General features: G+C 43.6%; 3 protein-coding genes. All 3 read right to left on the reverse strand.

Going from position 1 to position 13,955, the window contains the following annotated elements:
* Window positions 1-49 precede the first annotated feature (49 nt).
* The gene (locus tag D9T12_RS01615; RefSeq protein ID WP_130536538.1) at window positions 50-11,731 is read right to left on the reverse strand and encodes an Ig-like domain-containing protein; all 11,682 of its coding nucleotides are present in this window, start codon (window positions 11,729-11,731) and stop codon (window positions 50-52) included.
* Window positions 11,732-11,918: 187 nt separating this feature from the next.
* Entirely contained in the window at window positions 11,919-12,989 is a 1,071-nt protein-coding gene (locus D9T12_RS01620) for a succinylglutamate desuccinylase/aspartoacylase family protein (protein ID WP_130536539.1), read from the reverse strand.
* Window positions 12,990-13,000: 11 nt separating this feature from the next.
* Window positions 13,001-13,912 (reverse strand): 30S ribosomal protein S6--L-glutamate ligase, encoded by a 912-nt coding sequence (gene rimK / locus D9T12_RS01625; RefSeq protein WP_130536540.1) that lies wholly within the window; start codon window positions 13,910-13,912, stop codon window positions 13,001-13,003.
* Between the last annotated feature and the right edge of the window lie 43 nt (window positions 13,913-13,955).

Here is a 13,955-nt window from a genome sequence, read left to right on the forward strand (position 1 = left end):
TTTTATAAACTCAAAGGGAAGCTTATAAAAGCCTCCCCGATTCCTTTTATTAGAAGTCTGTTTGCGATTCTTCAATCACAATAGCCTCTTTCTCTTGAATTACTACTGAGTCATCTCCGCTAGTTGCATCATTGTCAGCAGGTGCAGGTGTTACCTCTTCCGTTGGTTCTTCTGCGCCTTCTGAATTAGGAAGTGGTATTTGGTCTTCACCCGTATCGAATAGTTCAGAGGTCTCAGGCATATCCGCTTCTGGCTCATCAGATTCCGAATCTGTTTCGGTTTCTTCTTCGATAGAATCTTCGATGATTAATTCCTCTTCAATTAATAGAGTACCGTCTGAATCATTATCAATGCTGGTACCGTTTTCTTCATCTGCTGTCTCTTCTGAAGATTCTGCTGCGACATCGTTTTCAGGAGTTTCTGGCGTTGAAGTTTCTGTATGGTCATCAATTGACTCATGAGCGGATTCGGTATCTAAGCTATTTTCATCAGTGGTCTCTTCAGGAACAGTTTCGTCTATGTCAGAATTTTCCTCAGTACCTTCGTTTGCGATAACTTTCTCTAGAGTTTCTTCTTCGATGACTTCATCTTGTAATTCAAACGGTACAAAGTCGTCTTCATCCAGATCAGTATTCGCAACCAACATGTCCATGACGTGATCCATGGCTGTTTCAATATCCACTGGGGTATAGCCGTGCGCAACTAACAAATCATTCATTTGCGCTAACGACATGGAACTCAAGTTCAATGACTCATCTGCAAAAGCTTGGTGAGCTGAATCGCTGATTTGAATTCCACCTGCGGTATTACCTTCGCTATCGAGAGTTTGCAGGAAGACCGCCATCACTTGCACATAATCGTCTTCCAAATCGGTACGGTCAGTATTTGCTAAATCTTGTAGGAAGACTTTACCGGCCGCTAAATCTCCAGCATCGGCAGTACCAATGACAATGCTGCCAATGCTAAAGGTTACTGTATCGCCATTATTGAACTTAAAACTACCAGTGGCATCAGTTGTTCCTGTAATACCCGATGACGTTTTGTAGGACATGCCCTCAATAATACCGTCAATAATCACCCCGTCGCTGGCCTCATCCACGCCTGCCGTATTTGGATCATCAACATCTAAGGTACTGAATTGCACTGGTGTTGTTAAACTGGATGCATCGCCGGTAATCACATAATCATCATTATCGGCGGTGATCGTGTCATTACCAGCTCCAGCAATAATTAGGTATTGCCCTGAACCTGATACATCAATGGTATCAACGCCGGTGGTACCAATTTCTAAAGTATAGATTGTGCCATTGAAGTTTAGTTTCTCAATACTGGTTAAGGTATCTGTTCCTTCTGCACCCTCAATGGTTAAGGTTGAAGTGCCGAAGTTATATGAGAATTGATAATCCGTAATCGCTCCCGAATACACAGCTGTGTCGATCCCCGCGCTACCATCTATGGAGTCATTACCCGAACCACCGGTAATGGAGTCGTTTCCAGCTCCAGAATCGACGGTTACCCCAGTATCTCCGGCCACAATGACATTATCTTCGTCTCCCGTGATAATCGATGTTGATCCCTCAAGACGTAAGTTAAAGGAGTCTTGTGAATCATTGGCATCATTTAAGGTGTCGGTTGGTAGTCCACTAGCGGTATCCACGGTTTTGACGACGACATCAATATCATCTTCGTATTGATGATAGAGCATTTCTAAGTTGCCGATTTCATCGTATGCAATCCCAGAAATTGTCCAAGTACCACTGTTAAATGTTGCTTGCGAGCCATCAAGAACGATGCCATTTAATCTGAATAGTGCTGTATCATCCAAGGCTTCAGAACCGGAGGCGGCTGTAAAGCTAGCCGTCAGGGTTTCTGAACCATCTGTATCTTTAACATTCGCATTTAGATTCATCGCCACCCAGGTGTATTCATCACCAAAAGTTTTGGTGGCGGTCATGTTTAACAGTGAATCAGCTACAGGGTTGAAATTGACATCAATGGTACCGCTGAAAAGCGTTCCCGCATTGCCTGATTCGCCGCCTGTAATGACAAGCGAAACCCCTTCAAGCGTTCCACTAAAGTTTTCAACACCTACTCGTTGAATGCCAACCGTTTCTAATTCTGCAATGGACGAGACATTCAGGCTGTAGTCATACAGATAGTTACCTTCTGCATCTTGTCCGGAAATCTGACCAGTTTGTTTGACACCGTTAATGTAAACCTCATAACCAAATGGCACGTCTTGCAAACTTGCACCGGTAATGGATTCACTACTGTCAGATAGAGTGCCACCATTTAAGCTTAATAGGGCAATTTCGTCTTCATTACCCGACATGCTTGGCGTACCAGCAAAGCCATCATTTACAGGCGTTACCGTGTGAGAAACAGTTCCTGAGGTAAGCCAAGTCATCGTCGAGTAGCTGGATGATTCAGGATCTTCCTGAGTTAACGCGTAGGAGGTAATGGAAATTTCATTACCGTATTGATCCGCAGGTGGTGTGTATTTGATTTGTAGTGCGGAGTCAAAATCAAATCCAGCCAATACATTACTATCAATTACATAATAGTTACCGGCCGGTAAACTATTGCCTTGATCGTCTTGAATGACATTGGCATTAATCGTTGTCAAATTTGGCAAACTAAAGCCAACGCCTTCAAAGGTTCCTGAATTTCCAGCACCATTTTCTGTCACGCCATTATCCGTTAACTGAATATACAGCTTCCCATCAACCAGAATATTACGGTCCTCATCAGCAAGGTTACTCAAATCAACGTTAAAGGTTGTGGCGGTATCTTCTGTAATTCCTCCACCAGTAATTGAAATAGTTGATTCATCCGTGACTGGTGCAATCGGCAAAGACACATCATTAATTGGATAGCTGTTATGCTCATTGACACCATAGGTGGTAATCACTAGGTCAAACTGAACGTCTACCGGTGTATTGATATTGTCATTACTATCTGGCGTCAGGGTAATGCTTTGCAATGAAGCAATAACAGCATTGACGTCGCCAGTGCCGGTTAAGGAGTAGAAACCACCTTCATCGTTCATGCCGGAAATGGAGGCGCCCGACAGATTGGTAATAGTAATCGCGTATTTACTCGAATCATTGATCGAACCAGCATCATCTGCGACGGAAACTAAGTTATCCAACGTTTTGTCGGTATCTTCGATAAAGTCTTCTGGTGTGAAGTTGACGACCAAATCCATTGGTTGGTCAATTGTCCCGCCAGTTCCACCGAAATTATTGCCATCAATGACTAAAGTAAAGGTTTCTGTATTGCTTAGAACGGTGGAGCCGTTATCCTGATGGAAAATCTCTAGCGTAATTTCTTGGTTAATATCCGCGTAAGAAGTTCGTCCTACTTCAAATTGAATGAGATTGGTTTCGCCATTCGCATCATCAATGATTAAATCCTCATCAATTTCAACACGCCAGCGGCCAGTTTCTGTTGTATTGCCATTGGCATCCGTAATATCACCAAGATAAGTACCGCCAACAATATCGATTCCTTTCGGGACACCGGAGACTTCAACAAACTGGTGAATTGTTTCAGAACCGTCCGTGTCTTGGCCATTTGAACCTTCTGATGTCATATCGTCCGCGGTCAAGATAATTGGGACTTCGAAAACGGTATTGTCGGTCACTGTGACAGTTTTTGTTCCGGAATCGTAACTGACATCTGCATTGCCATCGCCATCTATATCGGTAATTGTGCCTAAAGAGGATGTGGTGGTATCCGTGACGGCATTAACCGTGACGGTGTAGGTATCGGTTATCCAATTCGCATTGGTATCGTCGTAATCATTTCCTATTGATTCGACATCGGTAAACTTCGAACTATCGTTGGTGGTATCTGATGTTTGATATTGGAAGTCGAAAGTGTAATCGGTATCTAAATCGGCTGGGATGCTAGCCGTAATCACGTCACTTGTTGGATCAACGTCTACCAAGCCTGTGTCGGTAATTTCAGTGCCATTTTTAAAAAGCTTAACACCAGCTAAAGAAATTGAATTCGTATCAATTTGCAGTGCTGTGAGACTTTCGGTTGCATCACCTTTATTGTCGAAGTTAAAGGTGAGTGTTTGAACCGTATCTTCATCTTGAGAGGCAGAGTTGCTTAAAGTACCTTCGGTTTCAGGTGTGACTAAAATCGATAGATTGACTGTTTCAATGTCTGAGTCACCAATGGTATTACCGCTGGCATCATCGTCTTCGACTGTTTGAAGGGTCAAATTAAAGTCAACTTCGCCACTGTAATTCGCAGGGATATTAATTTTCGCATTGGCAAAATCATCACTGTTTAGTAGCCATGTAGTCGCATTTAATTGCGAAATTCCTGCACCACTAATAGAGAAACCATCGTCGACTTGTGTCTGAGTCAAATTGATTTTGATAAAGAAACTTTCCGAACCATCGCCGCCGGCAATATCCGCAGAACTAAAGTTTGGTGTACCGTTAACAAAGAGAGTGGCTAAAGTCACACTGTCAGTGTCTTCATGAACAATAGCATTATAAGTTTGTTGCTGATTATCGGTATCATCAATTGTGACGGAGATTGTGCCATCATTAGTCGGTGTATCAGCGACTCCTTGAATCTTGACGTTAATATCAAGATTGGTGATTTGTGCGCCGCTCTGTGCGCCATCTACCGAGTTCGCGGCCAGTTTTAAATTTACATTGGAATTGTCGTTATACACCGGAATGTAATTGAAGGTCGCATTGTTATCAAACTCGGCTATTTCTAACGACCAAGTACCGCCAGCATCATTTGTTGCTGAGATATTGGCATTGACTACACCATCATCAGGATTAATTAAAGTACCGTCATAGTAAATGCTTGCACCGTCCGGAATCTCGCTTAATACGATTGTATAAGTTTCCGAACCATCGGTGTCGTCTGTGGTGATTTTCACATTCAATGGGATGCTATTAGCACCATCGGTTGCATCTCCATTACTATCTCGTCCGGCATCTTCTTTACCGAAAGACTGTTTAATTGCAACGGTGACGTCATCGGCAACAGGATCTACCGTAAAGTATAGATAAGATGCGCCACTAATTTCTGTGTCAGTTTGTGAAACATTGTCTTCATCATGATCGACGGTTTTCGCTTCCACCAAGATTTTGAAGTCACCCGATAACTGGTCTGGTGTAATAATTTGTAAGGTATCTAAATACTGAGCAGGAATTTCGACTTGGCCGTTGGTATCGATAATGGCTGATGTGTAGGTGTTACCACCGTCTTCACTGTAACGATATTGAGAGCCTGCAATTGGGTTATCATTTGTATCCATAAACGTTAACAAAGCGAAGGTTTCTTCTGAATCCGTCTGCGTCACATTGCTTGAATCGTAATCCAAATCGGTGTTGTCTTGGTTTAACCAACCTGTTTCTAAATTAAACCCACCGTCAGTGCCAAGGTTGAACCATTCCATTGCTCCGTTATTACCATCTTCTTTAGCATTGGATGAATAGGTATGATCTGGATTAATTTCTAGGTCGGCATTCGTGTCACCATCTGTGTCCGTTGATAAATCATTGGCACCTGAATTATTAGGCGTTGTCACTTCGGCTACTGGAGTGACTTTAATGTTTAAGGTGTGGTTAAACGTATCCGTATCCGTTTGCAGAACACTGTTTACTGTTTGCACATCTTGAACCGTGACATCCACAGACAAATCAATATCCGCACTGCTGTGTGCAGGAGGAGTGACGGAATAGTTCTGGACATTTGCCAAGCCAACATTTGCCACATCAATCGTTGCGTCATCGGTTCCGTTACCGGTTATCAGAGTTACGCCATTGTGATCTTTTAAAACCCAACCGGCCGGTAAATCATTAATCACAATTTGAGTAATGCTTTCAGTCCCTGCGGTTGTATCGGTTGTATTCAAGCCAGCAAACAATTTAACAGCAGTATCTTCAGTCGTTTCAACATTTGGCAGAGTGACGTCATCCGCAATTGGGTTAACAAAAACATCCAATGTAATGACATCACTGGTTTCTGTTTCGGTGACCGTTGAATCGGTATCGTTATCTAAAGCAATTAATTTGATGGAAATCGTGCTTAAATCGCCTGAAAAGTTTTCAGGCGGGTCGAGGCGAATGTATGGATCATCGCTGCTGAAATCAAAAATTTGAGGAGTTGTTGAAATGGTTTTCGTCCCAACCCCTTCAACGGTAATTTTTACACCATCATTGGCAAGACTCGAAATTTCAAATTTAAAGTTTTCAGAACCATCAATATCCCCGTAACGTTCCAAGATGATGTCTTTTAAATTGACATAAGAGCGGCCGTCATTGGTGTCTTCGTTAATGGTCAAATTAATGTGGTCGTTATGCCCATCAGAGCCTGCTGAACCATCTGCTAATTGCTTATCTTCCAAGGTTACGCTGGTATCGACTGTATTCACAACTGCTAGATCAATTGTGACGGGATCAGTCATTGCTTGTAGATCCACCGTTACGTTTTGTGTGCTAGTTGTGGAAATGACGTCTGGCGATAGCAAAGCGCCCGCATCGGTGACTTCATGTGATTCTGTGGTAACCGTAAAGTCGACATTGTGATGCGAGTCTTCAATGGGTGAAATGGCTAGTTGAGCATACTCGGCTTGAGTTAATTGGATTGCATCGGTGTTATCTAAATCCGTTGGATGGAAGTCGCCATCGGTAATATATATGCTAAATGAATTACCGTCATTCCCAGTTCCTAAGGTGAATAAGGTGGTATCTAAAGTGCCATTCCCATCCGTATCCAAACCGACTAAATACCCATCATTGGTTCCATCGGCATTATCAAACACAAAGTCCAACAAACCTTGGCGTTCAATTGAATCATAAGTTGTGGTGCCGGTTGTTGTTTCATCGGATGCATCAACAACTGTTGATAGAGTTAAACCTAGACCTATCGCGAAGTTTGTCTGAGTGTGTGTTGGGCTATCATTCGTGTTGCTGTTGTCTTCAACCGCAACAATCGCATCGTTACCTGTTTTATCGGCTTGCATGGTAACGCCATCAGCAACCGGTAACACATTAACGGTCACAGTTGCTGAAGCTGTATCGTTATCGCGGTCAGAGACCGAATAATCAAAAGAAGCTTGACCGCTAAAATGTGTTTCGGGAGTGAAGGTCACTGTTCCATTGCCATGGTTGGTGACAGAACCGATTAAATCATTGCCATCCGCATCATAAATATCAATGCTGTTACCACTGGCAACTGTTGATGGACCATCTTTGTTGTTGTCAATTTCTATTTCACCATTGGCGAAAGGTTCAGCACTGATCACAATTAATTTGTCGTTATCTTCATTGACACTGACTGTTTGATTGCTACCGGCCGGTAGAGAATCATTGACTGTTACTGTGAAATTTTGCACGGCACTTTCGTTGGTATTGCCATTGGTACCAGTGACTTTATAACCAAAGGTCAAGCTAAGTGTGTCGTCACTGGTTGCTGGGTCATTTGCATTATCGGCAATTGGATGGTCAATATTCTGATATTGCGTATAGGTGTAGCCATCATCTGAACCATCATCATTGGTATTCTTTGAAAGAACAATATCAAAGACTTTGTCGGCATCTGTTCTGCCAGCGCCCTTATAGGCGGTAAAAGTACTGCCATTAGTCACATATTGAAGTGCAACACCGCCCGATGAAAGTTCGTTTATTCCACCGGCCGGAATCGAAAGGTTGGAATCATTTTCTGAATTGAGAACCAATGAGTCTTCAAAAGTAAATGTGTATTCATTGTTTTCAAACCCAGTGGAAATGTTGAGTAATGTTGGATTGCCACTTGAGCTATTGCCGTCTGGATCAGCGACTCCACCATTGTCATGAAGGGTTCCCGTCAAAGAACTATCTGCATCCGTGGCATCAAAATTGTCTTCATCAACATAAGCACTGTCAGGCGTTCCGATCGTCATGCCATTGGTAATGGTACCTGTGACCGACATTGGATTACCTTCATAAGGTGTGTTGCCATCTTTTGCGGTCACAATATTTTCAAAGGTGCCATTTGCCTGAGTAATGGTATCGATGGTAATCGTATACGATTCATCGTTTTCATTTAGGAAATCGATGATTGAATCATTTGTGAAGGTGACTTCAGAGTTGTTGCCATTTCCGATTAGTTGAACTGAGGTTGTCGCAGTGTAGTCTTCGTGATCCCCATTATCATTTTGATTTAAAGCACCATTATTTTGAGCTGGGGTATAAGTCAAGGTAACCGTAATCGTTTCACCGGCCGGTACATTAACAGGGGTACCGTCTTTGTCGACTAGCTGTAGTCGATGAGAGAGGCTATCACCTTCTTGCTCGGTATCATCGTCAAGAATTTTTACATATACCGTATCCTCAGGGCCGTATACCGGAGTAGGGTCTGGCGTGTCGTTTGGATCTTCTGGGTCGTCTGGAATGGTTGGTTCTTCAGGCGTATTCGGGTTCTCAGTATCTTGAGCAGGGTTGTCTGTAATCGTACCGGTGACAGAATTGTTTGCAGTATCTATAGCGAGATTTTCATAGGTGCCTTGGTCTTGTGTCGCAGCACTAATGGTAACGGTATATTGCTCATCGTTTTCAGCTAAGTAATCATCTAAAGCTTCATTATAGAAGGTGGTCTCACTCGTACCGCCCACAATCGTGACTTCGGTTGTCGCAACATAATCATTGTCTTCAGCATGGTCTGTTCCGCTACCAGCATAACTCAGTGAGACGGTAATGGTTTCACCGGCTTCAACGATGACTGGGTCGCCATTTGCATCCACCAATTGCACGGTATGAGAAAGGAAATTACTTTCAGCTTGGGTGTCGTTGTGAATGATTTTTACATAGACACTGTCTTCTGAACCATAGACTGGATTTGGTTCTTCAGAGTCATTTGGATCGTTTGGATCATCAGGGTCTGTTGGTTCAATCGGAGTGTCAGGGTTTTCGGTATCCTGTGAAGGATTATCATTAATGGTGCCTGTGACTTCTAGTAGGTCTCCATTTTCATCAACTTCAGGTTCAATATTCTCAAAGCTTCCTGCTTGCTGGATGACGGATGCAATGGTGATGGTGTAGCTTTCAGCACCTTCGGCAAAGTAGTCTTCCAGTGATTCATTGGTAAATGTTGTTTCGGAGGTTCCGCCAATAATTGTCACAATTTCGGTGGCTACATAGTCTGCATTTGTCACGCCATCGCCTTGTTTCAAAGCGCCAGCAACATCTGGCTTGTTGTATGTCAAAGCAACAGTAATGATTTCACCAGCAGGTACTTCGACTGGATTACCATTTTGATCAACAAGTTGTACTCTGTGAGATAACCACTCGCTTTCTGCAACCGAGTCATTATCTAAAATTCTGACATAGACTGTATCTTCAGGGCCAAATCTAGGTGTGTTATCGACAGAGTCTTCTTCATTTGGCGTGTCAGGATCGGTTGGCTCCGTCGGCTCTGGATTGCTCGGCTGTCCAGGTTCTTGGCCTTCTTCAGGGGGAGATAGATTATTACGAGCCTCATTGTCGGTAATCGTTCCGGTGACACTGATTGCATCGCTTTGTGCGCCATTAGCTAATGTATGTAGTGCGACATTTTCATAGGTATTATTCGCCTGAGAAACTGCATCAATGGTGACAGTGTATTGCTCGTCATTTTCGGCAAGATAATCATCCAAAGCTTCGTTATAGAAAGTGGTTTCGCTTGTCCCGCCAACGATTGTGACTTCGGTATCGGCTACATAATCATTGGCTTCGGCAGGGTCATCACCACTACCTGCGTAGCTCAAGGTAACGGTAATAGTTTCGCCATTTGCAACCGTTATTGGATTTCCTTCAGCATCGACTAATTGCAATGTATGGGATAAGAAATTGCTCTCAGCCTGAGTGTCATTATTAGTGATTTTGACAAAGACATTTTGCTCATTATCCAGAATGGTTGTGGTGACTGGCGCTTGGTCAATGACAACATCCTCATAGCCAGTAGTCGGTGTTGGTCGAGTGTAAGAACCTTGGTCAATTGTGACTTTATAAGTTTCTTCATTGTCGCGGATAATATCGGGAAAACTTGCTGTAGAAATCACGCTTCCGAGATTTATCGAGATTTGTGGAGAGTTATCATAATCTTCAGAGCCATCAGAAACAGTTTGCTCTTCTGCTCCTGTTGCAGAATCGCCATCAGCACCGAATGTAATATTAATGGTGCCCAGTTGACTATCTAGTTTAGTATCTGGGCTGAAAACGGTTTCGCCGGGGGTAAATGCCAATGCCATATACTTAGCATCACTGCCCTCATTTACTTGGTTCGCAAAGGTATATTCGCCTGTTTGCGGGTCTAAAATCGGCTCGCCATTTCCGTCTAGTGCAATCAACTTAATAACGACAGGTTCTGCATTTGTCTGTTCATTCGGATTATTTGGCTCGCCACCATCATTCAGGTCATTTGGATCATTGGGCGTTTCTGATTCGTTATCGATACTATTATCGGTTATGGTGGTTTCAACACCTTCTTCGCGCACTGTCACCGATGCATAGGCAGCTGGAGATGGAGATTGGTAGTTTGAAATGGTGACGTTGAAAAATTCACCGTTATCGGAAATATAATCATCCAGTGCATCGGCTGACACGCGAGTATTTAATTCAATACCTTCCAGTGTTGCTTGTTGCAGATAGTCATTTGAACCTTCGGCAGGCTCTTGATCTGAATTTCTGGTGGCTGAATTGTCTTTGAATGCAAAATCAACCGTACCCGCTTGAGTTTCAAGACGGGTATCGTCATTAAATAGAATGCTGTTTGGTGCGAAAGCCAAAGCGATATAATAAGCTGAATCGCCTTCTGGAGCCGAATTGACTTCAAGATAATTTCCTTCCTGATCTTTCAGAGGTTCACCTTGCACATTCGCTGCAACCACTTTGATGATGGTTCTTGGCGGAGGAGGTGGTTCAGTAGGTTCGGGCGTTGGCACTTCCGTAGGTGGCTCTGTTGGTTCAGGCGTTGGCTCTTCGGTTGGCACTTCCGTAGGTGGCTCTGTTGGTTCAGGCGTTGGCTCTTCGGTTGGCACTTCCGTAGGTGGCTCTGTTGGTTCAGGCGTTGGCTCTTCGGTTGGCGCTTCCGTAGGCGGTTCTGTTGGTTCAGGCGTTGGCTCTTCGGTTGGTGCCTCTGTAGGCGGTTCAGTCGGCTCAGGGGTTGGTTCGGGTGTAGGAATGACTAATTCTTCCGTTGCACGGTCTGCTTGTTCAACGTTTTCTTCAAAGTCAATTTCACGAGTATCGGTTACATAACCTGCTGTGACTTCACCCGTTTCAGCGTTACGTTCATCTTCAACCCCTTGTTGATTCGATGAACTTAATTCTTCGTCAGTGTTGTTGGATTGGTTAATGGCTTCGGCTTGTGTTTGGAAAGCGGCTTGTTGTTCAGAAGGTATTTGAATTTCAGTCCCGTCTACAGATTCAAAACGCCCCTCGACAATAGCACGTTGCAGTGAATCGAAATTTCCGACAAGTTGCTCAGGAAGTTCTTGGAAAGCTTCAACAGGAACCACATCATTGTCGATAACAAACTGAGAGTCACTACCGATTGATAGAGTATTTCCATCAACGGTTTCAATGGCGACTGTTGCGCCTTCTTGAGTAAGAACCACTTCATTCAAAAACAGTTCAGAGCCTTCGGATAGTACTCGAACCTCTTGTGTTTCCGTATCTAGAACGAGTACTTCACCTTTGATTCCGACTACTTTACCAACAACAATTGACATTTTGACCACTCCAGATAAATAAATTTGGAGGTTTATCATAACAACCAATGTCATTGAGGCTACTGTACTCAAGGACGGTTTTTAATACATAAAAGTTTAGGGTAAAGTGAATAGGTATGCTTTATAGGTTGTAATTAAATATTTTTAGCGGTTGAATTTTTAGCCAATTAAGAATTAATGAAGCCATCTATATTGCCGGAATATCTTCATTTGGATAGAGAAGTTTGGATTCATCTTGCATCTCTTCTTGAAACTCATCTACCTTTTCTTCCACCATGTCGCTACGTGCAAAACGAGCAATGTGATATAGGGCTTCCCCCTCATTAACCAACGGTAAACGCATTTGACCGATAATGATTCCACTATAGGGTGAATAAACTTCCACTTCACTCTCACCGAATGGATCAGAAATCACGCCAATTAAGGTTTTTTTCGCTTCCACGCGAACACCATCTTCGGCAAGAGATCGGAAAATTCCGCTATGAGGGGCTCGAATCCAGAAGCTACTGCGTGCAATGACAGGTTTACGAGTGGAAGTGTTTTGTCGACGTGAGGCCGGTAACATTTCTAAATGGCGCATAACATTGATAATGCCGTTGACCCCTGCTCGAATTGAGAACTCATCAAAGCGTAAAGCTTCACCGGCTTCGTAGAGTAAAATCGGAATGCCCATTTTAACCGCAGCGGCGCGTAAAGAACCGTCACGCAGGTCTGAGTTGAGCATCACCGGTGCACCAAAAGATTCCGCCATGGCTTTGACTTCTGGTGTGTTTAAGTCGGCACGAATTTGTGGGAGATTGGTTCGATTGATTGCACCGGTATGTAAATCGATACCATGCGTGGATTTTTTAACAATTTCATTCAAGAAAGTGTGTGCTAACCGGCCGGCAATACTTCCCGTTCTAGATCCCGGAAAGCTACGGTTTAAATCACGACGATCAGGAAGATAGCGTGAATGGTTAATAAAACCGTGTAAATTGACAATCGGTACCGTAATTAAGGTGCCTTTGAGTCGTTTCAAGGATTTTACCTTGAGCAGTCGGCGAATTATTTCAACACCGTTAAGCTCATCTCCGTGAATTGCAGCACTGATAAAGAGGGTTGGGCCTGCTTGACGTCCGCACCACACCTGAACTGGCATAGTAAGCTCACTATGGGTGTAGAGTTTACCAATTTGCACATTTATTGTTTTGCGCTCGCCGGGTTGGACAATTTTATCGGCAATAGTAATCGGTTGATTTTTGGTACGTTGCGTCATTTTTTACAGTCTTAGCCTTTACCACGAGTCCGTGATTGATTGCGTTTTTTGCCGACATTATTTTCAATGAATTCAATGATCATGCCGGCAATGTCTTTCGCCGTGGCGTTTTCAATGCCCTCTAAGCCTGGAGAGGAATTGACTTCCATTACCACAGGCCCATGGTTAGAACGAAGCAAGTCCACACCGCATACATTCAACCCCATGGCTTTAGCGGCATTTACCGCGGTGGCTCTTTCCGCAGCGGTGATTTTAATCAGGTTGGCTGTTCCACCTTGATGCAGGTTGGAACGGAACTCACCTTCTTTTCCTTGTCGCTTCATGGCAGCAATCACTTTGCCCCCCACCACGAAACAACGTATGTCTGCTCCTTTGGCTTCAGAGATGAACTCTTGCACCAAAATGTCGGCTTTTAGACCATTAAAGGCTTGGATAACTGAGGTTGCCGCGGATTGGGTTTCTGCAAGCACAACACCAACACCTTGTGTTCCTTCGAGTAATTTGATTACGACAGGAGCACCTCCAACGGTTTTTAGCAAGTCTTCGATATCGTCCGGTGAGTGGGCAATTCCTGTTACGGGCAACCCAATGCCTTTTCTTGATAATAATTGCATACTGCGCAGCTTATCACGAGAACGACTAATGGCAACCGACTCGTTCAGAGGGAAAACGTTCATCATTTCAAATTGGCGTAATACCGCTGTTCCATAAAACGTAACAGACGCACCAATACGTGGAATCACGGCATCAAATCCCTGTAAAACTTCACCTTTATAGTGAATTTCAGGGTTCACAGAGTTGATGTTCATATAGCAGCGCAGTGCATCAATTACTTTGACTTCATGGCCTCGGTTTTCGGCCGCTTCAACCAAGCGTTGTGTTGAGTAGAGTTCAGGGCCTCGAGATAAAATTGCGATTTTCATAATAGTCACTCTCCTTGAAAACGATATTATGGATTATAGTACG

Origin of the sequence: Thiomicrorhabdus indica (assembly GCF_004293625.1) — a bacterium.
In the GTDB taxonomy this organism is placed as follows: Bacteria; Pseudomonadota; Gammaproteobacteria; order Thiomicrospirales; family Thiomicrospiraceae; genus Thiomicrorhabdus; species Thiomicrorhabdus indica.